The sequence below is a fragment of the Ferdinandcohnia sp. FSL W7-1320 genome (assembly GCF_038050315.1).
Taxonomy (GTDB): Bacteria; Bacillota; Bacilli; order Bacillales; family Bacillaceae_L; genus Ferdinandcohnia; species Ferdinandcohnia aciditolerans.
The window spans coordinates 2461810-2486441 of sequence record NZ_JBBPAM010000001.1 but is presented as its reverse complement, the minus strand read 5'-3'; the positions used below and the strand labels follow the sequence as shown (position 1 = coordinate 2486441).

21 protein-coding genes are annotated in these 24632 nt (G+C 37.7%); 2 read left to right on the top strand and 19 right to left on the bottom strand.

All coding sequences use genetic code 11. The features are described from left to right. Positions 1 to 14 precede the first annotated feature (14 nt). The 4 genes from NST91_RS12530 to NST91_RS12515 are packed head-to-tail and all read right to left on the bottom strand — an operon-like array spanning position 15 to position 4416. Entirely contained in the window at positions 15 to 1157 is a 1143-nt protein-coding gene (locus NST91_RS12530; protein WP_341331406.1) for a PrpF domain-containing protein, read from the bottom strand. Between the two features lie 24 nt (positions 1158 to 1181). Next, positions 1182 to 2381: an FAD-dependent monooxygenase gene (locus NST91_RS12525; protein ID WP_341331405.1), complete on the bottom strand. Its 1200-nt coding sequence runs from the start codon at positions 2379 to 2381 to the stop codon at positions 1182 to 1184. 38 nt (positions 2382 to 2419) lie between these two features. Further along, positions 2420 to 3538, bottom strand: a complete 1119-nt coding sequence (locus NST91_RS12520) for a cupin domain-containing protein (RefSeq protein WP_341331404.1) — start codon at positions 3536 to 3538, stop codon at positions 2420 to 2422. A gap of 29 nt (positions 3539 to 3567) precedes the next feature. Next, positions 3568 to 4416: a fumarylacetoacetate hydrolase family protein gene (locus NST91_RS12515; protein ID WP_341331403.1), complete on the bottom strand. Its 849-nt coding sequence runs from the start codon at positions 4414 to 4416 to the stop codon at positions 3568 to 3570. Between the two features lie 206 nt (positions 4417 to 4622). Between NST91_RS12515 and NST91_RS12510 the strand changes: the two genes are divergently transcribed. Then, the gene (locus NST91_RS12510) at positions 4623 to 5510 is read left to right on the top strand and encodes a LysR family transcriptional regulator (protein WP_341331402.1); all 888 of its coding nucleotides are present in this window, start codon (positions 4623 to 4625) and stop codon (positions 5508 to 5510) included. 79 nt (positions 5511 to 5589) lie between these two features. Here NST91_RS12510 and NST91_RS12505 read toward each other — a convergent pair whose 3' ends face one another. The 10 genes from NST91_RS12505 to dctP all read right to left on the bottom strand — a co-directional run bounded on the left by NST91_RS12505 (position 5590) and on the right by dctP (position 15430). After that, on the bottom strand, positions 5590 to 7170 hold the full coding sequence (locus NST91_RS12505) for a class I adenylate-forming enzyme family protein (RefSeq protein WP_341331401.1): 1581 nt from the start codon (positions 7168 to 7170) through the stop codon (positions 5590 to 5592). An 89-nt stretch (positions 7171 to 7259) separates the two neighbouring features. After that, entirely contained in the window at positions 7260 to 7658 is a 399-nt protein-coding gene (locus tag NST91_RS12500; RefSeq protein WP_341331400.1) for a Zn-ribbon domain-containing OB-fold protein, read from the bottom strand. 1 nt (position 7659) lies between these two features. Then, on the bottom strand, positions 7660 to 8793 hold the full coding sequence (locus tag NST91_RS12495) for an acetyl-CoA acetyltransferase (RefSeq protein WP_099363635.1): 1134 nt from the start codon (positions 8791 to 8793) through the stop codon (positions 7660 to 7662). A gap of 23 nt (positions 8794 to 8816) precedes the next feature. Continuing rightward, positions 8817 to 9227 (bottom strand): MaoC/PaaZ C-terminal domain-containing protein, encoded by a 411-nt coding sequence (locus NST91_RS12490; protein ID WP_341331399.1) that lies wholly within the window; start codon positions 9225 to 9227, stop codon positions 8817 to 8819. Positions 9228 to 9241: 14 nt separating this feature from the next. Continuing rightward, positions 9242 to 9673, bottom strand: coding sequence for a MaoC family dehydratase N-terminal domain-containing protein (locus NST91_RS12485; protein WP_341331398.1), 432 nt, complete (start codon positions 9671 to 9673; stop codon positions 9242 to 9244). A gap of 60 nt (positions 9674 to 9733) precedes the next feature. Next, on the bottom strand, positions 9734 to 10495 hold the full coding sequence (fabG, locus tag NST91_RS12480; protein WP_341331397.1) for a 3-oxoacyl-ACP reductase FabG: 762 nt from the start codon (positions 10493 to 10495) through the stop codon (positions 9734 to 9736). 23 nt (positions 10496 to 10518) lie between these two features. After that, a complete protein-coding gene (locus NST91_RS12475) occupies positions 10519 to 12309 on the bottom strand; it encodes an acyl-CoA dehydrogenase FadE (RefSeq protein WP_445724488.1) in 1791 nt (596 codons plus the stop codon). Between the two features lie 43 nt (positions 12310 to 12352). Beyond that, positions 12353 to 13657 carry a TRAP transporter large permease gene (locus NST91_RS12470; protein WP_341331395.1) on the bottom strand — a complete coding sequence of 435 codons (1305 nt, stop codon included), beginning with the start codon at positions 13655 to 13657 and terminating at the stop codon, positions 12353 to 12355. Then, a complete protein-coding gene (locus NST91_RS12465) occupies positions 13657 to 14172 on the bottom strand; it encodes a TRAP transporter small permease (protein WP_341331394.1) in 516 nt (171 codons plus the stop codon). The genes NST91_RS12470 and NST91_RS12465 overlap by 1 nt, the downstream gene beginning before the upstream one ends. Before the next feature lie 148 nt (positions 14173 to 14320). Next, positions 14321 to 15430, bottom strand: a complete 1110-nt coding sequence (gene dctP / locus NST91_RS12460; protein ID WP_341331393.1) for a TRAP transporter substrate-binding protein DctP — start codon at positions 15428 to 15430, stop codon at positions 14321 to 14323. A gap of 332 nt (positions 15431 to 15762) precedes the next feature. Between dctP and NST91_RS12455 the strand changes: the two genes are divergently transcribed. Continuing rightward, positions 15763 to 16563 carry an IclR family transcriptional regulator gene (locus NST91_RS12455; protein ID WP_341331392.1) on the top strand — a complete coding sequence of 267 codons (801 nt, stop codon included), beginning with the start codon at positions 15763 to 15765 and terminating at the stop codon, positions 16561 to 16563. Between the two features lie 5 nt (positions 16564 to 16568). On the opposite strand, the gene NST91_RS12450 is transcribed toward NST91_RS12455, so the two are convergent. From NST91_RS12450 to NST91_RS12430, 5 genes are read right to left on the bottom strand one after another with little or no spacing between them, the layout of a single operon-like run. Further along, positions 16569 to 18296: a thiamine pyrophosphate-requiring protein gene (locus NST91_RS12450; protein WP_341331391.1), complete on the bottom strand. Its 1728-nt coding sequence runs from the start codon at positions 18294 to 18296 to the stop codon at positions 16569 to 16571. An 11-nt stretch (positions 18297 to 18307) separates the two neighbouring features. Continuing rightward, on the bottom strand, positions 18308 to 19750 hold the full coding sequence (locus NST91_RS12445) for an aldehyde dehydrogenase family protein (RefSeq protein ID WP_341331390.1): 1443 nt from the start codon (positions 19748 to 19750) through the stop codon (positions 18308 to 18310). Positions 19751 to 19770: 20 nt separating this feature from the next. Then, positions 19771 to 22419, bottom strand: a complete 2649-nt coding sequence (gene acnA, locus NST91_RS12440; RefSeq protein ID WP_341331389.1) for an aconitate hydratase AcnA — start codon at positions 22417 to 22419, stop codon at positions 19771 to 19773. A 27-nt stretch (positions 22420 to 22446) separates the two neighbouring features. Next, positions 22447 to 23385 (bottom strand): hydroxymethylglutaryl-CoA lyase, encoded by a 939-nt coding sequence (locus tag NST91_RS12435; RefSeq protein WP_341331388.1) that lies wholly within the window; start codon positions 23383 to 23385, stop codon positions 22447 to 22449. 15 nt (positions 23386 to 23400) lie between these two features. After that, positions 23401 to 24612, bottom strand: coding sequence for a CaiB/BaiF CoA transferase family protein (locus NST91_RS12430; protein WP_341331387.1), 1212 nt, complete (start codon positions 24610 to 24612; stop codon positions 23401 to 23403). Positions 24613 to 24632 lie beyond the last annotated feature (20 nt).

The following is a 24632-nucleotide window of genomic DNA, read 5'->3' as shown; positions in this document are numbered from 1 at the left end:
ACACCCCTGCTTTCCTAAACATGTTTAGGTATGAATAGCTCACCCTTCATTATTTTTCTGGCTGTCCGATCCATTCCTACAAATGCAATGTCTTTTCTGTCCTCTGTCAAGGAGACGCGAACGTTTACTATACCTTCCGGGTGGCCAATTCTAACCAATCGCTCATCTATTTCATGCATCTTACCATTACATTTGTTTGGAACCGTTCCTTTCAATACTAGAGCAGCAGCTAAATTGTACAATCCGCTTGCAGCAAAGGTTCTATGAAATCTTCCCATTGAAACCATCTTGGCACATATATCAACTTCTTCTTTCTTTATTTCTCTTCCATCCCTTGTAACATAATCCTGTGGTTCCATAACAATTGCAATCTTTGGAATAGATGGTAGATTTCTTCCCTCTTCTAGTGTCTCAACTATATTTGAGGCTACCGCAGCTCTACAACGTATTTCCTCTAATACATATTGCAGTTCAGAATTTCTATCTAAATCACTATAAAGATCATTAGCTGTTAAACCAAGCGAATCTGCTGATACATAGACAAATGGATTAATAACATCGACAAAGGAAGTCTCGTAGATTGATTGATTTACCTTTAACATGATGGTTGCCTCTGAAGGTAGAGTTTTACCTGTTTTGCAACCTCCTGGATTGAGAATATCAACAATAACCTTCGCACCAGGAGTCACAACACCAGGCATTAAATAGTCACCTGAAACCTTCGCTTTTCCATTTAACACAGGAACCTGCAACCTAAACAATTTCTTAATATTCGTGTTATAAACAGAAACTGTTACTACACTACTATCCGTATCTGTTATTACTAATCCCTCATCAATAGCAAAAGCACCCACTGCGGCTACTAAATTTCCGCACGTTCCATGATCATCTACTATTTCTTCACCTATTCCAATTTGGTAAAAAGTATAATCAACGTCTGCCTCTTCGTAAGTTGATGGTGCCACAACAACCACTTTACTAGTATGTGAAGTGCCACTTCCTAACCCATTAATTTGCGAAGGGTTGTAAGCATCAATTCCGTGGATAAAAATTTTCCTTTGTAGGTCTAGATCCTGAGGTAAATCTTTTTTCTGAAAAAAAAGACCTCGACTTGTCCCGCCGCGGTACACAGAACAAGCGAGAGAAAATTGACTCATTTTTATACCAGCTCCTAGGAAAGATTATTTTTGAGGGCTATAAAGATATTCCATTAATGAATAATCATCTGGTTTTCTGTTTTCCATAATATAATCCCTCATTAAAATAGTTGTTGGATCTTCGGCATGTATGATGTCTCCCATTTTCCGAGCCATCCCTTGTACTTTCGTTGCCCGCGGAATTCGCTCTTCTTGATACGCCTGAAGAGCCTTTTCGTAGTTGTCTCCAAACATTTGAAACTTCTCCACTATTGAATCTGCATCCTCAAAACTTTGACATGCCCCCTGTGCTAGATATTGAACCATGGCATGTGCCGCATCACCAAGTAACGTCATCCTGCCTTGTGTCCAATTATAGATAGGGTTACGGTCAAACATCGGCCAACGTCGCTGCCTGTGCATAAAGGTCACAGCTCTCCTAACGGTTTCACAACTTGTACTAAATCGTTCATCTAGTTCTTCTGGCGTTCCCCACTTATCGTTATTTTCATTTCCCTTCTGATATTTGGAGGTTTTAAATACAGCCACTTGATTAAAAATTTCCTTTCTTCGAAGTGCGTATTGAACCAGGTGTATATTTGGGCCGATCCAAGTTAATTTTTCATCTTCTTTAATGTCGACGTCTCTTGCTATTTCTTCTATTGGTACTGTTCCCCTGTACGCAACATAGTCAGAAAAGACTGGTTCATCTTCAGATCCAGCAATGATTTCTCTTGTTTTAGATTTAACACCATCAGCCCCGATTACAACTTCACTCTCATAACTAAGTCCATTTGTACATGTAACAAATACACGATCACCATCGTTTTCAATGGACTCCACTTTATGATTTGTTAACATTGTTACAAGTCCAGTATCTTTACACGCTTCAACTAATGCACTTAATAAGTCTGCTCGATGCATTAACGCATATTGATAGCCAAATTTTTTAACAAATTTATCTCCGTATTCAATAGCAGATAGTTCCCTACCTGTAATGGCACACATTGCAACATTTCGCCTTGGAAAAACTGAGAAATCATATACAGACTCAAGAACGCCCAATTTATCTAGAACTCTTAATGCATTAGGAGCTAACTGTATCCCAGCACCAACTTCTTTAAATTCGGGTGCTTGTTCTAATACATGTACCTCTTTCCCTAATCGAGCAAGGCCAAGGGCAGTAGAAAGGCCCCCAATTCCCCCTCCAATAATTAAGATTGTTGTTTTGTTCGTCTTTGACAATATTCTTCCCCCTTTATATAAAAGTAGTTTTCTATTAATTATGGAAGGATTGGTTGAAAGACTTCCTTAATTTCCTGATGACCATCATTTTCTTGATAAACTTCATGACGTTCAAAATCAAAGGCTTCCATTATCGGCAAATCGTTGGTTGAGAATAGCAAAGCTTCTTCATCATTAGATGTGTTTACGTGTTCATGCCATGTCCAGGCAGGCAAAGCAAAGAAGTCCCCAGCTTTCCAATCAAACCTTACACCATTCATTACTGTATAGCCCTCACCTTTATAGACATGATAAACACAACTATGGACATGTCGATGTGCAATTCCGCGGAAGTTTACCGGAAGCTTTTGCATTCTCGCACCAATTCGATTGTTCGCATCCTTACCATTTGTTGGGTTGAAGTATTCAACAGCAAACCCCTCAATCGGATCAGGTTCAAATTGACTCATTCCATTTAATGATTTTTCAGTCAACTCCCATTTGTATCTTCCTAGGGGAGCGATTGATGGTTTACGATCTGTTAAAGGTCTTACCATTCCACCCTGGTATACTGATGTTGAATAATCATCAGGATGGGTTAAAGGTTGCTGTGGTTCTGGGTACGGCTCAAAGAAAGAGGTGCTCATCCCCATAACAAATGGGACATCTAGACAGTCCATCCAGGTTACTGGTTGGTCTCCTTCATTAATATGATCATGCCAAATCCATCCAGGAGTAATTAAATAATCTCCAGGTTCAAATTTATACTTTTGTCCATTTACTAGACCTGATGCACCGTAACCATCCATAATGAAACGTAATGCCGATGATGTGTGACGGTGACTTGGTGCTATTTCTCCAGGAGCAATCGCTTGAACAGCAACATAGAGGTTTTGTGTGGCACCTCCCCACCCATAAGGCTGTAGTTGCTTCATCCCAGGATTAATCAAATATACCGCTCGCCGTTCCACCGATCCAAATCCTACCTGAAGCATTTCTTTTGATTTTTCTAACTTACTATCAAGCAATTCCTTTTTCCATAAATAAGGGACTGGTCTTGGCTCCGGTTCTTTTGTACTAAATGCAGACGCCCATAATGGTCCTAAGTTAACATCATCTAACTCCTTATGAAAGTCTACTAATTCCTTGGGCCAATCTCTTAATTTGTGATCTGCCATTTTCTTTCCTCCATTCTATTTTTTCCTTTTTACACTCCAGCTTTATATTGAACATTTACCGAAAATTCCCCAATTCGATCTATGTGAATTCGTACCGTATCTCCTTCTGTAATGGGTCCCACACCTTCAGGAGTTCCGGTTGTCACGATATCTCCTGGATATAATGTCATGACACTTGTGACAGCCTCGAAAAATTTATAACAGTCATATATGAGATTTTCTGTATTGGTTGATTGGCGAAGTTCATCACCAACCCATAAATTCATGTCAAGTTGATTTGGATTTTCTACCTCATCTCCAGTTACTATCCATGGACCTATTGGTGTAAATGTATCGAAGGACTTCCGCCATGGTCGGTCTTCTTTCCCTCGTACCGTAATATCCATTAATGCTAAATAGCCAAAAATATAGTTATGTGCTTCATGTGAAGGAACATCCTTTGCTTTTTTTCCTACTACAAAGGCAATCTCTGCTTCATGATCTGTCCTTCTATCCCTAAAAGGCAATTCTACTGTTTCACCCGGTCCAATAATGGATGAAGGCGATTTCAAGAAAAATCCTAACTTATCAACAGTTGACGGTGAGGTTTGAAATTGTTCATTCATTTCTTTCCGATGCAATAAATAGTTTATTGGTGCTGCTACAATTTTGCTTGGTTTTGGGATGGGCGCACGAAGCTTGACTTCTGATAATGAATAGGTACTTCCATAAGGAATGTGCTCTTCTATTTCCTTTTTTAAGGCATCAAAGTTTTTCATAAAATGTTCAAGCGATTCTTGAGGACAATTTTTATCCCAAGAAATAATATCACCAATATCTATGACTACATCATCCTGCACAATCCCAATTTGGTTGTTATTGAATAAAGCAATTTTCATTAACAATCTCCTTTTCTATAAAATTATAAATTCTTTTAACTAATTAAATTTTAGTATATTATGAACATTTAATCTAATTTATTATTTTTATAATAATCATTTATTTGAATCTATGATTGATACATTTATTATTGACTTTGTATACATGGTAGCCCATCATGTAAAGTAGGCTAGTACCCTACTAAAACGACAATCGGGTGATAAAAATGGAGCTACAACAACTAAAATATTTTCAGGCGGTTGCTCGATTAGAACATATGACTCGTGCAGCTGAAGAATTAAATATCACACAACCTTCTTTAAGTATTACGATTTCAAGACTAGAAGAAGATATCGGGGTTCCTTTATTTGACCGTTCTGGCAGGCAGATAAAATTAAATGAGTTCGGAAAGATCTTTTTAAAACGAGTAAACCGTGTTTTCTCCGAACTTGATGAGGGGTTTCGTGAGGTAAATGATTTAGCTGGACTCGAGTACGGTACGGTGTCATTAGCCGCTACAAATCTGGTCTTACTTCCAGAATTATTAAACACATTCTTATCACAATATCCTCAAGTTAAATTTCGACTTTTTCAGGACACTACCATAAAAATGCAACAGCAGCTAGAGAAAGGTGAGGTCGATCTTTGCATAACGTCCCCGCCTGTTGAAGGACGTGGAGTTAAGAGTATTCCTCTTTTTATGGAAGAAATTATCCTAGTCGTTCCTAAGCAACATCGTTTTGCAAACCGGGAAGAAATAGACCTACATGAGTTAGAAAACGATCCTTTTGTTAGTTTAAAAACAGGGTATGGGATCAGAGACACTGCCGATTCTTTATGCAAACAAGCAGGTTTTGCTCCCAATATCGCATTTGAAGTGAACGAACCATCCTTGGTTTCGTATCTTGTCCAGTCTGGAATAGGAGTTGCCTTTTTGCCTATGAATGCTTGGAAAGGGAATTTAGAACAAACTACTTCATGTCTACACATTAAAGCACCCCTATTCCAACGGACGATTGGGTTATCCTGGTTGGAGGAGCGCTATTTTTCAGCTGCATCACAACGTTTACGCCAATTTGTGATTGACTATTTCTCTCGTTTTTCGATGGATTAACAGAAAAGAAAATTATATAAAAGGCCTTGGAAACATCAATCTACTAATGTGCCTTTTATATAATTTTCATCTTTTCTTTCTATCTTAACGCTACAAGTTTTTTGTTAATAAGTATATCTTTCAGTTCATGCTTTTTCACTTTTCCTGTTGGAGTCTTCGGGAATTCATTTACAATTACAATATGATCAGGATGTTTATAGTCAGCCACTTTGGGTTTAATAAATGATTGAAGTTCTTCCTCTGTAACATGTCTTCCAGGTTTTAACATGATCGCTGCACAAGAAACTTCCCCGAGAACACTATCGGCTACACCTACAATTGACACTTCTAATACATCTGGGTGAGTATAGAAAACTTCCTCAATCTCTCCTGGATAAATATTATAACCACCCCGAATAATAAGATCTTTTTTACGTCCAACTATTCGGATATATCCTTTCTCGTCTTTCGTTGCAAAATCACCTGTATAATACCAGCCTTCGTCATCAATTACCTCTTTAGTTTGTTCCGGCATTTTATAATAACCCTTCATTATACCAATTGTATGGCAAGCAAGTTCTCCAACTTCGCCACAAGCAACTTCTCTTCTCTGTTCATCAACCACTTTCAATTTTACATTTGGAAGAGCTCTGCCTACAGTCTCTGATTGGGTTATATCATCATCATTGATACTTGTGTAAGTTAAATACGGCGAAGTTTCAGTCATCCCATAGCTTACTAGAACCGCACATCCCAATTCTTCTCTTACTCTTTTTACAATTTCAACCGGACAAGGTGCCCCACCCATTAACGCTAAACGTAAGGAAGATAGATCATACTTTTTCAATGCTGGATGATTTAATTCAAGAATAAAATTCGTTGGTACTCCTGGGTGAATAGTGATTTTTTCCTGATCAATTAGTTGCAATGCTCGTTCGGCTCTAAACGATTCCATTAGGACTGCCTTTCCTTGACAAATTAGCACTCGTAATATTGCCGAAATTCCCATTATATGAAAATATGGCGTTAGATGTAGGATGGTGTCATTATGATTCGTTTCAATTGCAGTACTACACGATACGTTTATATCCACAAGGCTGCTATGAGTTAACATGGCACCCTTTGGCTTGCCTGTTGTCCCCGAAGTATATACAAAGGCAAATACATCTTCTTTAACATCAATCTTTGCATGCTGAAACTCATTTTCACGACCAAGTTCCCGCAAATGCTCTAAGCTCATCATTCCATCAGATTCAAACCTGACAGAGATTATATGTTCGATGGTCTCTACCCTGCTCTTAATCGATTGAATTTGACTCAGGTGATCTACTTGATCGTATTCTTTAGGAAAAAATACGATCTTCGCTCCTGAATGATTTAAGACATATTCTGCTTCGTCTTCACGGTAGCGAGTATTAAAAGGAACTAAAATTGCACCTAACTTTGCAATGGCAAAGAAGATGAGAACAAATTCAGACCATACAGGTAACGTTACTGCTACACGATCACCTTTCTTCACTCCCAATAAACTAAGGCCAGAAGCAATCTCAGTAGAGATCATCTCCATCTCTCGATAGGTGAATCTGTGCTTCCCATCATACAAAGCTTCTTTGTCTGGAAAATTTCTATAGGCGTCTTCAAGTAATTGAGGTATCGATTTACCATAACACGAAGTTAGCATATTCAGCTCTCAACCTTTCAACTTTTAAATTCAACTTATAAAATAGTAAAAAAAAGGAAGAGAAGGTTCCTTCCTTTGATTTTGACTAATTACGATAGTTCAAAATAGGGCAGTGTTAACTCTTCATCTATTGTTTCATAAATAACGGTAACAGGCATATCAATACTAATTTTTTCTCGGTTCCCTTTGATTCGACTAACGATACGAACACCCTCATCAAGTTCAACAATTGCTACCACATATGGTGTTTCTTTATCAAAGGGTGGCGCATTTCTATGAACAACCGTATAGCTGTAAATTCTCCCCTTTCCACTAGCTTCAACCCAAGTGATGTTTTCAGAAAAACAGTGTGGACAGAGATATCTAGGATAAAAGATATGATTCTTACAATCTTCACAATATTGAATGATTAGTTTGTTGTTTTTTACACCTTCCCAAAATGTCCGATTGTCATTATCGACTAATGGTCTCGGTTTTCGTTGTTCCATATTAATCCCTCCCCAGTATCAATGTAGATGTAGAGGAAAGCGTACCGCCAGTACCATTAACTAATGCAATTTTTGCATCTTCGACTTGTCGTGCACCACACTCACCTCGTAATTGCTGAGTTGCTTCAATTATTAAGAAAATACCGTACATTCCTGGATGACAGTAGGAAAGGCCTCCTCCATTCGTATTTAAAGGGAAACTGCCACCTGGCGCTGTTCGTTGGTTACTTACAAAGTCGCCTCCTTCTCCGGGCTTACAGAAACCAAGAGATTCTAATGTTAATAGAACAGTTATCGTGAAAGAATCGTAAACTTGCACGATATCAATTTCATCGTGAGTAACTCCGGCCATTTCCATTGCACGTTTCCCAGATTCACGTGCTCCAGTTACAGTTAAATCAGGCATTTGTGCAACCGAATTATGCGTATGCGTTTCCCCATGACCCAAGATCCAGACTGGTCTGTTCTTTGCTCTTGCAGCAGCCTCTGCAGATGCGACCACAATTGCACCCCCTCCATCATTAACCAAGCAGCAGTCTAGTAAATGGAGTGGTTCAGCGATCATGGGTGAATTTAGAACATCATCAATAGTGAGCGGTTTTTGCATCTGTGCTTTCTCATTTAACATTGCCCATTTCCTCGTTGCAACCGCAATTTCAGCAAGATGTTCTGAGGTTGTTCCATACTGATGCATATGCCGCATCGCAGCCATTGCGTAATGCCCTACTGGAGTCGGAAATCCGAATGGCTCTTCATACGTTAAAGTTAATTCTTTAAGAAATGGATAGCGATTTGTTCGATTGGTACTGCCATATGTAATGAGTGCAACATTAAAAAGGCCCGCTTTAATTCCCGCTACTGCATGTGCTACATGTGATTCGAAGGATGAACCACCAATATTCGTACTATCTGTATATTTAGGTGAGATTCCCAAATATTCTCCTAACATTAAGTTTGGAAATTGGGCCCAGTTTCCTGCAGTGAACAATGCCTCTACATCGTCTTTTGTAAAACCTGCATCATCTAGTGCCCGCTTCGCTGCTTGTGCTTGAAGCTGCAACACATTACTCCCTGGTAATTTGCCTAAATCCGCTTCAGCTACACCAACAACGGCAGCTATACGTTCAGATTTCATTGTCTTCACACCCTTCTTCTTTCTTATTCATGATAAAATGTAATGGTAGCATCCCCTGTAATAACTTGTTTTTCTGGTGTTTCTGATGAAATCTTAAAGACAACAGTTCTATTAACCTCATCCTTTGCAACCACCTTTGCACGGCATGTAACGACATCGCCCGGAAATACCATGCCTGTAAATCGAACGTTTAGATTACTTACAAACCCTTTATTTCCGGCCAAATTCGTGAGCAATTGGCCGATATACCCAACACTGAGCATTCCATGTGCAATGACGCCTGGTAGGCCTGCGTTTTTAGCTGTTTCTTCATCAGTATGAATTAAATTAAAATCCCCTGATGCACCAGCATATTGAACCAAATGAACCTTTTCAATTGGAGGTTTTACAAGCGGTTTTAATTCTTGATCAATTTCAAATTCACTCCATTGCATCTAAGCCATCCTCCTTAACGATAGATAATCGTTGTTTTTGATGAAAACACATATTCCCCTTCTAAATCTTCACCTTTTGTTTCTAAAATGATGAATAACATTTTCTCACCATTTTTACCATCCTTTTCAAAAACATCTACCACTTCACTTACACATCGTAGAATATCTCCGGCAACAATCGGCCGCTTATATATAAACTCCTGTCCCCCATGCAATGTACGGCTTTTATCCATATTACTTAATCCTGGTTTAGGGATTGTAAGGGTCATTGGAAAGGTCGGTGGAGCTATCAAGCTTCTATACCCTTGTTCTTTTGCTGCAGTTTCATCATGATAAATGGGATTATCATCTCCAATAGCTCTTGCAAACGCTCGAATAGCACCTTTTTCAATTTCAAACTCGTAAACTTCACTCTTGCAACCGACAATGCTTTTATCTACTACCATAGCTATCAACCTACCTTTATTTCATTCTATTAATGAATGTTGTAAAATTTAGCGATAATGTTAGCTTTCTCCTCCACCAATATTAATGCAGTCTCCAGCAACATAACTAGATTCATCACTAACCAAAAATGCAACCACATTCGCAACATCCTCTGGATTTCCGACTCTTCGCATTGGAATGCGCTTACTAGCATCACTTACCATTTGCTCAAAAGTAATACCACGTCTTTCTGCTGTAGCTCTTGTCATATCAGTTGCAATAAAACCAGGGGCTACGCAATTAACGTTGATATTGAACTGACCAAGTTCTAATGCTAATGTGCGAGTCAATGCTTTTATACCTGCCTTAGCTGATGAATAATTCGCCTGGCCTCGCTTACCAGATGATCCTAAACTGCTAGTATTTACAATCTTTCCATAACGCTGTTCTACCATATACTTTTGAACAGCTTTGCAAAATAAAAAGCTTCCTTTTAAATGGGTATCCAGTACGATATCCCAATCACTTTCTGACATCTTAAATACTAGATTGTCTTTTGTTACACCTGCGTTATTTACGAGAATATCAACTCTTCCAAAATGAGATACTACTTTATCAACAGCTTTTTCTATTTCTTCCGCTACCGTTACATTACATCCAACTGCGATAGCTTCTCCGCCAGATGCCTGAATTGTACCAACAGTTTCCATTCCAAATTCCTCTTTTAGATCAATAACTGCTACTTTTGCTCCTTCTGCCGCTAATTTAATGGCTGTCGCAGCTCCAATACCTTTCCCAGATCCCGTTACAATTGCTACTTTTCCTTCCAAACGTCTTGTCATACTTTTAACATCTCCCTTTGATTTTAATAGGTATAACCTTCTTTATTAATTACGCTTTCTGCAATGCGTCGTTTTACTGGAACAGTGTTAATTAAATACGCACGTAACCAATTATCAATTGTTAAAAGATCAGTTGATAATTCTTGCCCTTTTACGACAGCCATTAGACTTCTTTTCGCAAATCGAGCTAAAATTTCAAATGACTCATTGATAAATGTATTGGTTATTTGAACTGTTAACTCCGCATTATGTTCCCCCTGGTTCTTTATTATTTTTTTTGTGCGCAACAAAGAAGAGTCCATCGCATACAGCTGAATAATCATATCTGCAAGATTACTACTTATCTCCTGTTCTTGCTTTAATTGTTCTCCATAATAATCCATAACCTTACCAAGGGTATAAGCATATAGTTTTCTTGAAAATTGAACTAATTGAGCAGAGTTATTTAAAGAAGATTCAGATATTTTTTCAGCGATTTCTGGTAATGTGATATCCAAACTTTCCCGTAACTGATTGAGTTGACCCTTTGTTATTCGACTAGTAATGGTATTGGTAATAAATAAACGGTTTATTTCATTCGTACCTTCAAAGATCCGCTTTATTCTTGAATCACGATAAATTTCTTCTATTATATATTCCTGCATATATCCGTATCCGCCATGTATCTGTAAACCCTCATCTGCAGCAAAATCGAGTGTCTCTGAACCAAACACCTTATTAATTGCACACTCAAGCATGTATTCACTAATCGCTTTTCTTGAAATTTCCCCTAAATCGGGATTTCCAAAATCAAGTTGACTCAATCCTGCATCAAAAAGATGGGCTGTTCGATATACCATACTTTCTAAAACAAATGTTTTAATGTTAATATCCGCTAACTTTTGAGCAATTAATGGAAAGGAGGAAATTTTCTTACCAAATTGAATTCGCTGATTTGCATACTTACAGGATACTGTTAAAGCTTCTTTTGTTGTTCCTAAGCAATTTGCACCCACCGAAAGACGGCCAAAATTTAATACATTAAAAGCTATTAAATGGCCTTTTCCTATCTTTCCTAATAAGTTAGATGCCGGTACTTCCACATCCTCAAAGGTTATAGAACAGGTTGAGGAGGCTTTTAATCCCATCTTTTTCTCTTCAGGACCTATTGTTAAACCTTTTGATTCTCTTTCTACAATAAAGGCACTAAAATCAGTTCCATTTACCTTTGCAAAAACAACAAAGATATCTGCAAATCCTGCATTTGTAATAAACACTTTATTCCCATTTAATATGTAGTTTTGGCCATCATCAGAAAGCTTCGCACTCGTTTTTATACCAGATGCATCAGTACCCGATGATGGTTCAGTTAATGCAAAAGCTGTAGCGAGACTACCGGAAACTAGCCCTGGCAAATATTTCTCTCTTTGTTCCGATGTACCAAAAAAGACAATCGGAAGAGCTCCGATACCTACTTGACCGCCAATCGTCATGGTTAGTGAGCTAGTATGGACGTTGAGCGATTCTTTCATTAATGCAAACCTTACTCCATCAAGGCCTAATCCCCCATATTCTTCTGGAAGGGAAGCCCCAAGCAGTCCCACGTCCCCTGCTTTTTTTAATATTTTCCTAGTTAGATCGTAATTTAATGTTTTTGCTGCCTCACCAAGAGAAATAACTTCCTTTTCAACGAAGTCTTTAGTTGTCTTGGCAATCATATGGTGTTCTTCCAAGAAATCCTCTGGTGTAAATACCTCATTGAAGTCCGTTTCTTTGGTAATAAACAAACCACCTTTATCATTTGTAAGCTCATTTGTTACTTTCAATATCAACACTCCTCGATGATTCTTAATCTTTTTCCAAATCTACTAATATACGTTAGAACATTTTATCCGGAATAAACAGAGCAAGATTAGGGAACAAATAAAGAACTAAAATCATAAATAAAATAGGAAGTAAGAAAATTAAAGCACCTTTATAAATGGTACCTATCTTCAACTCAGGAACAACACCATTTAGAATGAGAATATTCATACCATATGGTGGTGAAATAAGTGCTGCCTCAACAAGTAGAACAATGATGATCCCAAACCAGATTAAATCATGTCCCATACTTAGCATGATAGGCATGATAAAAGGAATGGTGATGACAATAGCCGCAATTGAATCCATTACCGCTCCAAGAAATAGATATAACAAGACAATAAACAGGAATGTTAGATAATGTGGAATATCCCAACTCGTAATTGTAGTAGAAACTAAGATTGGCACTTTCGATATTGTTAATAAGTAATTAAATACGAAAGCACACAATACCGTGGCGTAGATAAAACCGGCGGTTCTAGTCGTTCTAACAACTGTTTCTAGAAAATTCGTCCATGTTAACTTTTTCTTAATCATTGCGATAATGATTGCACTAAAAGCTCCTATACCTGCCGCTTCGGTAGGTCCAAACCAACCAAGAAACATCCCGCCGATTACGATTGCAAATATAATGAAGACCATAATGGTACTTTTTAATGAAATAAAGCGTTCCTTCCACGTACTCTTCTCTTCTATAGTTGGTGCCATTTCTGGCTTTACTACAGCAATAAGGTAAATCGTGACGATAAAGCATGTAGCCAGCATAATCCCAGGTATAATACCCGCTAAAAGCAATTTACCAATTGATTGTTCGGTTAACATTCCATAGATAATTAATACTGTACTTGGAGGAATTAGAATCCCCAAACTACCTCCCGCAACGATTGACCCTCCTGTTAAACTCTTAGAATATCCATACCTCAACATTTCTTTCGAAGCCATAACACCAATCGTACCAGTGTTTGCAAGACTTGAGCCTGATGCTGCTGCGAATAAAGTGGATGCCCCGATCGTTGCCATTCCGAGACCACCTTTTAACCTTCCAAACCACGTACGAAATGATGCATATAACTCGCTGCTAATACCTGTTACACTAAGCATTTCTCCCATTAATATAAATAGTGGAATGGTACTTAATGTGTAGTTAAAACTGTGGTCAAAGATAATGGATTCGACTGCTGTAAAGAGTACGGTCTCATTTCCTAAAAATAAGATTCCAATAACTGCAGGTACAGCCATAGAAATTGCAATTGGAATCCGTAACATCATCAAAACTAACATGATTACTATAGCGATAAAACCAACTGTTTCAGCAGACATTAACCACTTACCTCCTTCTCAAGCTGACTGACTTGCTTCACTAATCCTAGAAATGACTTGATAATTCTATTAACAGCTTCCATCCCCCATAGAAAAAAGCCTAAACAAGTAATAAATTTTAAAAAATAATGGGGAAACTCTAAAAGGAGGGTCTTCTCATGAAATTCCGTCAAGTTATGATATCCTGCTTTGAAAAAAATATAGGCAACAAGAAAACAAAATAAAGCCGTTACCGTATAACCAATTCGATCAATCATGACTTGAACTTTAGTTGGAAAATTGTCTACAATAATGCCTATCGTTATATGTCTATCCTCTGATTGGGCAAATGCAAGTGAAAACATAATTAGGAAGACTTGAAATATCGCGACAATTTCGTCGTTACCTATAATTGGTACACCAAACATTCGAAAAACGACTCCAACAAAAGTTGCAAGAACCATAAACAATAGACAAATCATCGAAATCCACTTAATAATACTTGTTGAACGGTCTATTACTTTTGTAATAATCATATTTCCTCCCATTATCGATTGACTTCGACTATATGTTCCAGTGCAATACTATAGGAAGGGCAATAGATACTACTTAAATAATCAAGCTATTTCTCAGTTCTACTAACCCTTTCCTATAAATCTCACTTTAACTTAGAAATCAATCTCCTTATTTAAAATAAAACGGTACCGGGAAGCCTGATTCTTTTACCGTTTGCTCATACTTACTCATCATCTCTTCGCCGTTATATCCTTTTTCCTTCGCATCATTCAACCATTGATCCCAAGCAGATCTGGACAATGCTTGAAGTCTTTCTAATTCTGCATCATCAAACTGAATCACTTCTCCATCTTTTTTGAGCGTTTCTTTAAGCTCATCGACTGCGGCCTTTGAATCTTCTGTTAAATATTTATTAAATAATCCTTCTAATTCTGGAATTAAATCTTCTTGAAAAATGGTTTTAATATCATCTGGGAGTTTATCGTAAGAGGCTTTATTCATAATTGGCATAACTTGAATAACTTTATAAGGAATTTCTACAAAATATGGTGCTACTTCAAATAAACTCATATCTCGATATTGGGTAGCAGAAGTAAATGCCCCATCAATAACGCCCTTTGCAAGTGAATCATATAGTTCTTGTGCAGGTACGGAAACTGGCACAGCGCCCCATGCTTTTATGTCTTCCACATCACTCTTACTTGCAGCTCGTATTTTCATTCCTTTAAAATCTTCAAGTTTCCTGACAGGTTTATTCACAAAAATGTAGGATGGAGACCCTGTTGAAAATCCTAGTGAAACAACATCCTTAAACATTTCATCATGATAGGGTTCCGTATATTTTTTTATGATTTCTCCATATTTTGGCACATCATCTGCTGTTACTTGGAAGGGTAAATCTCCTAATGTCAATGGAAACATTTCTGTATCTGCATAATAGTGTGAGAACATATAGCTGATATCAGCTACGCCACCTTTTACATCCGTTAAAACCGAATTAGCTCCTCCTAATGTTCCTCCATGAAATAAATTCAGCTTCACTCTACCATCAGTCTTTTCTTCGACGGATTTAGCCCATGGTTCTAAAATATTAGCACCAATGTTTGCCGTACTTGATCCATAGTTACCAACGTTAAATTCATATACTTCTTTTTCTTTTTCATTAGAAGATGAACCTGAAACTGAAGTCTCATTGCTATTACTACAAGCGACAAGAGATAACATGATAACCATAACAAAGGCTAAACTTTTGATTAGATGCTTCTTTCCTACTTTCATTAAATGATCTCCTCCTTGCAGATTGTTTGAATACGCTTACAAATCAAGTAGATTTCTATTATGCAGCCCCCTTCTAACTCACTAGATGAATTACTAGTTCAAAAATATTGTATATGTTCCTAAGTATTATGTCAATAAATTCTAAATTATTCGTTAATTATTTTTGCACTATCGATATATTGTAAATTACCGACTACTGTTTCACTTATTTGGAAAAATATGAGAGTTTGACAAAAATAAACCAAGAATATATGATTTAACATAATATTATGATTTGTAACAAGGCAGTGGATTCAACTTCTAAAAAAATAATATATAGGCAGGTTAGTAGAATGAGAGATATTAAAGTGCAATCTATCCGTGTTATTGATCGGCTAATCAGTGTCTTAAATTGCTTTAGCAATGAATATCCAACATTGTATATTGAAAACATAGTTGAAAAAACTAAGTTACCAAAAGCAACTGTTTATCGAATTTTATGGTCGCTAGAGCAAAATGGTTTTATTCAATATGATGATAAAGAAAACAATTATAGCCTTGGACATAAGTTTTTAGAATTTGGTGAAATTGTGAAAGAAAATCAAGATGTTCTGAAAGAAGCCGGAGCAATACTCTCGAAAGTCCATATTGAATTAGGATTTCCGATTTTAATGGCAGTTAGGCAAAAGGAAAGTATTCAATTCTTACTTGCATTTGAGAATCCAGATGGTATTCAATCAGGCTCTTATGTTGGGAGGAAAAGAGCACTCAATATTGGTGCTCTAGGTATTGCATTGATGGCTTATTTACCCTTAGAAGAATGCAAAAAAATACTTAATCAACTACCTTTAGAAAAAAGAACACCCTATACTTTAGTTGATGAGGATCAATTCCTTGAAAGATTAGACACAATTCGACAAAAAGGTTATTTTGTTGAAAAAGATGAGGTAAATGTCGGATTTTCAGGTATAGGCGTTCCTGTTTTTAATCGAAATCAAGAAATAATTGCTGTAATTGGAACTTTCGGTTCTAACTTTGATATGAATCCAAAGGTAAATAAAAAAATAATTAAGACATTAAAAGATACAGCAGATCAACTCTCTAAACGAGTTGGACATTTAATTAGTTTACAAGGAGACTTGACCTTTTTCTAAACGGCTTAATCTTCTTGATAAGAAATTGGCTGCATCTTCACGTCTATTACGGCGGACTGGCCTGAGTTCACTATTTCAATCGCATTCTTTAATGCAGATTCTAATTCTTCTGGTTTTGAAATGGTTTGGGCAAAGGCCCCGCCCGCTGCTTCAGCGATTTTTGCAAGATCTGCTGGTTTGTCAAAATTTACCCAATAATGATCGTCACGTTTTGCAATGCCGTCGGGATGTTGTTTTAAGAGATTCATTTTTGTTGCATTCCAACCTTGGTTATTAAAAATAATTGTTAAAAATGGCGCATTGTATTTTCGTGACATCCAATGAACAGATGATGGCACACTAAATAAATAGGTTCCATCTCCAGTAAGACTCACTACTGTTTTGTTAGGCTGTGCCAACTTAGCACCAATAGCTGCTCCCCCATTCCAACCTAATGATGAACCTCCATTACCAAACATTGTCCCTGGTTTTATTCGTGGTATCCCTTTAAAAATAGCACTTGTACTAGTGATTGTTTCATTTAAAATTATCGTATCCTCGTCAATTACATTCCTTAAACAACGTGAGACCCATTCGGGGGTTATCACACCATTTGTAGGAAACACTTCTCTCTCTCTCCATTCTTTCCTTTGGGAATTATGACGTTCTTTTAGTCGACTGAAACGTTCTTCAATAGTAGAGTGGTCTAAGTTTATCTTCTTCGCATAATTTAACAATTGTGTAAGTGCATGATATGAATCTGCTTGGAAGGTTAAATCTGCTGGTATATACGCTAACGGGATTTTTTCTTTTATTGGATCATTATCAATAAAGATGACTTTACATGAATCATTTAGATCGTTGACTGTGGGAATCCAAGGCACATCACAATCCAATACGACAACCACGTCTGCATTATCAAGTAGGTCACCACCCTCAAATCCCATGTGCAGAGGATGTTCAGTCGGGTAATTCATATAACTAGGATTACTTTCAATTACAGGAATAGACAGTAATTCACAAAATTCTACAAGTAAATCTACACTTTCTATATTTCTACCTAAATATGAGGTTATTAAAATAGGATTCTTGGAATTGGCCAACGTAGAAATGATTTGTTCAATTCCTGCATCTGTTAATGCTGTAGGTTCCTTTGGTTTCCAACGAGAGGTAAGATCTTTCTTTGGCTGAACTTCTTCTTCTAAAACTTCCCTAGCGCCAGTTAAATAGACTGGCCCTTTCGGTTCTGTATTAGCAATTTGCATTGCACGATAAACTAGTTGTTTAACGTTTTTTCCTGTTCGAATGTCATATTCCCATTTGACATAACCCCTTACTATACCACGTTGATCATATACATTTTGCAGATAATTAATTGGCGAGTTACGGCTCCCAGCTAATTCACCCTCCATTGTTGAAGGAGTCTCACCTGAGAAGATAAAAACTGGCACTTTCGACCGTGCGGCATTATGTAAGCTACCACCCAAGTTTTGTGTACCAACATCCGTATGTACAATCACCCCCTGCGCCTGACCACTTAGTTGATAGTAGCCATGTGCAGCACTCAGTGCAACATATTCATGGGGAGAAATAATGACTTTTGGTAATGGTCGACCTAGTGCCTTCGCCTTTGCAAGTCCCTCGATGAGTGCAGGGTGATCACTTCCAAGATTGCTAAATAAATAGGATATACCTGTCTCTTCAAATGCTTCTAACAAGGCATCTGCTGTTGTATAACGACTTAGACTTTCCATCGTACTTCCTCCTAGTTGGTCGTTTTATAGTAATTAATAGCATGAAACTCTGTGAACTCTTCAAAGATTGTTTCGGAATTCTCTCTTCCTATGCCACTTTGCTTTACTCCGCCAAACGGCATATATTTATGTCCAAGAGGAGATTGATGTGAAGAATTAATAATGGTCATACCAGCTTCTATTTTTCTTGCCAACTGAAGCGACCTGTCATAATCTGATGACCATATTGATGAACTTAATCCCATTTCGCTGTCATTCGCCATATGAATGACTTCTGCTTCACTTTTGTATGCAATTAATGGAATAATTGGTCCAAATTGTTCACACGTGACAAGATCATGGTATGGATCTATATCCCTTACAATAACAGGATTCATATAGTATCCATTATCCCAATTATCCGGTTCTAGCTTCTGACCTAGCTTCATGATGTTTGCGGAACTGTTATCTAACCTTTCTAGTAATCTCTTTACATTTTGAAATTGATTTGGATTATTCAAAGGTCCAAATGTTGCGTTTACATTCAATTGATGTCCAATTTTATATTGGTCCGTAATTGTACACATTCGTTCATAAAATTCATCAAACAAAGTTGTAGGGAGATAAATTCGTTTGATGGCAAAACAAAATTGTCCTGAACGACGAAAAACACCATTAACAATTTTCGGTACAATCTCATCTAGATTTGCGTCATCTAAAATAATTGCCGGGTCATTTCCACCTAATTCAAAGTGAATACCTTTTAAAGTTTCTGCAGCAGATTTCATAATATGCTTGGCAGTCTCTCCTCCGCCAGTAAACGAAATTTTACGAATGAGAGGATGTGTGGATAATGCCGTCCCTACATCTGCATCCCCATGTACAATATTGATTACCCCAGGCGGGAAAAACGTAGCAATGTTTTTTAAAGCTAAAGTGACCCCAAGTGGTGCAAAAGGAGATGGTTTTATTACAATCGTATTTCCTGCAAGTATGGCTGGAACAACCTTCTGCATAGTTAAAACAATAGGAGCATTCCAAGGCACAATCCCTGCAATGACGCCAATTGGTTTTTTCTCAATCAGGACACCGCTGAATTCATCCTCGATTGTCTTCGTCTGAAGAGCACTCCTTGCTAATTCTGCACTATTTCTCATCACAACAGCTGCCATAGCAAACTCGCTTTTCGATACGTCCAGTAACATTCCATTTTCCAGAGAAACAACATTAGCCAAGTGTGTTGCATCGGTTTCAAATTGTTGAATTGCTTTTAACAGTTTGGAAATACGGACTTCCAATTCAACATTACTCCAACTTTTAAATGTGTTATATGCTTCCTGAATTGCCTTGTCTACATGCTGTACTGATCCATGTGCTACTAAGCCTACAACATTCGACAACTTACCTGGGTCTCGGACTTCTGTGTATTGGTCCGTTTCTATTTCTTCATTATTGATTAACAAATTAACTTTCATATCTCCGCATCTCCCCAGCCTTACTTTTGATCTACTGTACTTTTCTTATTATGTTCATTGGCAACCTTTTGAAATATGCCCCCCTGTTTGAATAACTCAATCTCTATTTGAGTATCTAGTCGCATCTTTACTGGAAAAATGGTTTGTTTTCCATTTGAATGAATTGCCATTACCTTTAGAGTCTGTTGGGGCGTTGAAATTCGGTCTAGGTCTAATATTGTGAAAGTTTCTTCCCCACTTAACCCTAGAGTTACCCAGCCTCTTCCTTGAGGAAATTCCAAAGGTAGAATTCCCATCATTGCAAGGTTACTGCGGTGAATGCGTTCAAAGCTTTCTGCAAGTACTGCCTGTACTCCAAGTAAATAGGTGCCTTTGGCTGCCCAATCTCTGGCACTTCCTGTTCCGTATTCTTTCCCTGCTATGATAATAAGAGGAATATTTTCATGCTGATATCTCTGTGCAGCATCAAAAACATTCAGGCATTCACCACTTGGCAGATGTCTCGTAAACCCGCCTAGTTTATCTACTAGCCTATTCTGCAGTCTAGGATGCGCAAATGTTCCCCTCACAAGCACCTCATGATTTCCTCTTCTCGTACCGTATGTATTGAAATCAGTACTTTCCACACCATGTTTCATGAGATAAGCTCCTGCAGCACTCTCTTTTAAAATAGACCCAACTGGAGAAATATGGTCCGTTGTGATTGAATCTCCAAGTGCTAATAATGCCCGAAATTCTTTTGGGTTTCCTTTAGGAGAAGCATTTTCTCTTTTACTGAAAAAAGGAGATGGTTTAAAATAGGTTGATTGTGGATCCCAGTTATATAAGGGACCTTCCATATAGTCTAATTTCTTCCATAAAACATCGCCATCGAACACACTCTGATACGCATCCAGGAATAATTCCGGATTTATATAATCTTGTATACAGGTTCTTATTTCCGCTGTATTTGGCCATAAATCTTTTAAATAAACTGGTTGACCCGACACAGTTTTCCCTAATGGTTCAGTATCCAAATCTATATTTATCTTTCCAGCAATTGCATAAGCAATCACTAGAGGTGGAGAGGCAAGATAATTAGCTTTTACTAGTGAATGAATCCGGCCCTCAAAATTACGGTTCCCACTCAAAATAGCGACAGTAGATAAATCATTTTCCTGAATGGCTTTCTCGACTTTTTCATCTAAATTACCACTATTACCGACACAGACTGCACATCCATAACCTACATGATAAAAGCCGAGTTTTTCCATATATTCCAATAGACCTGTACTTTTCAAGTATTGTGTAACTACTTTTGAACCTGGCGAGAAACTGGTTTGTATATGAGATGGTACGGTTAGACCAAGTTGAACGGCTTTTTTAGCAAGTAATCCTGCGCCAATCATATTAATTGGATTAGAAGTATTCGTACAGCTTGTAATAGCTGCAATAACAATGCTGCCATTTTTAAGCTCATGTTTCACATGATTTTGAGATATATTAACCTTTGTAATCGATTCACCAAAATCACTTAAGAACGAGGCTTTGACTTTTCGTAACGGCATCGTGTCCTGAGGACGTTTTGGCCCGGATATACTTGGCTCAATATCTGATAAGTTAATCTTTATTACTTCAGAATAGGTAGGTATTTTCATAGAATCCGAGTAAAATAAGCCCTGTTCTTTCGAATACCGTTCTACTAAATCAAGTACGGTCTCTGTTTTTCCTGTTAATTCTAGATATTTCAATGTTTCATCATCAACTGGAAAAAAGCCCATTGTCGCACCGTATTCTGGTGCCATGTTAGCAATGGTTGCTCGATCCGGAAGAGAAAGCTGTTTTAATCCTGGTCCAACAAATTCAACAAATTTTCCAACCACATTTTTACGGCGTAACACTCTTGTGATAGATAATGCAGCATCTGTTGCGGTGACGCCTTCTTGCATTTGCCCAGAGATTTCAACACCAACCACCTTTGGAACCAACATACTAATCGGATAGCCGAGCATGACAGACTCAGCCTCAATACCGCCCACACCCCATCCTAAAATACCCAATGCATTTATCATCGTAGTATGTGAATCTGTTCCGATTATGGCTTCGGGGTGTGCAATCATTTCACCATTATCATGACTGATTTGAACTACATGAGCCAAATATTCTAAGTTGACCTGATGGATTATCCCATTTGAAGGGGGAACGGCACGAAAATTCTTAAATGATTTTTCGGCCCATTTAAGAAAACCATATCTCTCTTTATTACGGGAATATTCAAGATTCACATTTTTCTTGAGAGCATTTGTAGTGCCGAAGTGATCAACTTGAAGTGAATGGTCTACTACCAGATCTACTGGAATACTTGGATTAACCTCACTCGGATTGACTCCTTCAGAAGCCAATCTTTCCCTGAGAGAAACGAGGTCGACCAATGCAGGAATCCCGGATGCATCTTGCATAATTACTCGTGATGGCATAAATGGTATTTCATTAGTCTGATTTGAGTTGGTAGCAACCTCAAATAAATCATTTTCTGAAACGGAGAATCTTTTCATCCCCCTCATCATTGCTTCTAAAAAAATCTTAATTGAAAAAGGTAGACTCTCAACATTGATCCCTAAGTTCCCCAAAGATTTCAAGTCATAAAACTGTACTGGGCCCTGTTTTGTTATTAACGTTTTTTTATACAATAGTAACCTCTCCGTTCAAATAGTAAATTACTTTACTATTTTTTGTTGCTGTGTTGGAGCAGCTTGTAAGTCTGAACATTTACCTGCTTTCAATATAAAACTATCGGAATATTCCGGATATTTTTTTTGCAACTCTTGTGCAAGATTTAGTACCTTATCTATAGATACCCCTGTATTTAGCCCCATTTCTTCAAATCCGTGAATTAAATCTTCTGAAGAAATATTCCCACTGGCACCTGGGGCATATGGACATCCGCCAATTCCGGCAATTGAACTATCAAAATCAATTATTCCCTCTTGCCAACCAGCAAAGGCATTAGCAAATGCCATCCCCCTAGTATTATGAAGGTGTAGAGAGAATGTAATAGTAGGAAACAACTGTTTTAACCCTCTTACAATCTCTTTCGTTTTTATCGGGTTCGCCATTCCAGTTGTATCAGCAAGTGAAATTTCATTTATCCCCAATGACTGATAATATTCACAAATCATGATGTGGCGTTCAAGAGGAACATCTCCTTCATACGGACATCCAAATGCCACAGAAATAGATCCTGAGACCTTCATTTTGCTTCTATCTGCAAGATTTACTAAACTCTCAAAACCTTGTAAAGCCTCTATCGTTTTACAATTTGCATTCGATATACTATGTGAATCAGAAGCAGAAAGCATCAATTTGACTTTATCAACACCAGCATCAATGGCTCTTTCTAATCCTCTGACATTAGGTACAAGTGCCCTTAATTTAACCTTATCTGAACGCTTAATATTTTTTAGCACTTCATCTGCATCTCTCAATTGAGGGATTGCTTTTGGATGGACAAATGATGTTACCTCTATTTGTTTAAATCCACAATCGATGATATTGTTTATGATTTCTACCTTTTCTTCAGTTGGAATGAATTCATTTATACTCTGAAAGCCATCTCTTGGGCAGACTTCTGTTATATTTATATCGATTTCTTGCACTATGCTATCTCTCCTCTATATGACGCCATTTTGTTTTAAGTTTTCTATAGAATCAGCATCCATTTCTAAAAGATTACATAAAATATCTTCTGTATGTTCACCCAAGTCTGGGGCAATTTGTCGTATTGTCCCAGGGGTTTCTGAAAATTTAGGAGAAATACCAGGAATTTTCACTTTCCCTAACCTTGGATGATTTACTTCGACAATGTTTTCTCGTTCTTGATAGTGTGGATCTTCAAAAATATCTTTAATACTATAGATAGGGCTCATTGGCACACCATTCTCATCTAGTATTTTTTGTAATTCTTTCTTTGTCTTTGTTTTTACCCAATCCGCTAAGATACCATTTACTTCATCAAAACGCTGCAGACGAACCGAATTCGTTTTATATCGTTCATCAGTAAGCATATCTTCCCGATTCATAGCTTCCGCTAATCGTGTAAAGGTTTTATCTGAACTCGTAACAATAATTACCCAGTGGCCGTCTTTTGTTAAAAAATTTCCAGCAGGTGCTGAATGTCCACTTAATCCAGGGGATCGCTCCTTAATTGTTCCTGTTTGGTCATAGTCGGTAACTAAAAACTCCATCATTCTAAACATTGATTCATATAAACTAATGTCAACATACTGACCCTTCCCTTCCTCATGACAGTCTCGATGATACAATGCCATAGTGGCAGCAAACGCCACATAAATGCCTGTTACATAATCTGTTAGAGAAAAAGAGGGACTTATTGGAGGGCGATCAGGATATCCATGTAGATAAGTAAATCCGCTAAACGCAGTAGCTGGTGTCCCAAAGCCTGCCTTATGGGAATATGGACCTGTCTGACCGTACCCTGTAACTCGTATCATGATTAAGTTATTATTTATTTTTTTTAGTTCTTCATAGCCGATTCCCCATTTTTCAAGCGTCCCTGTTCGAAAGTTTTCAATCACAATATCTGACTTGGCTACTAGCTTTTTTAAGATTTCTTTTCCTTCTTCTTTGTGTAAATCTATGGTGATTGATCTTTTATTTCGTGCAATCCCCGCCCATCTTAGCCCTTCACCGTCTTTATACGGGCCAAGATTTCTAAGAGGGTCTCCCACATTTGGCATTTCAATTTTAATCACTTCAGCTCCAAAATCCCCCAGAAGTGTTGCTCCAAATGGAGCGGCAATAACTGTTGATATATCTAGTACTCGTACACCATCGAGCGGACCAGTTTTTCTAGAGTAATTCATGCAGAGTCACCTCTTGAAAT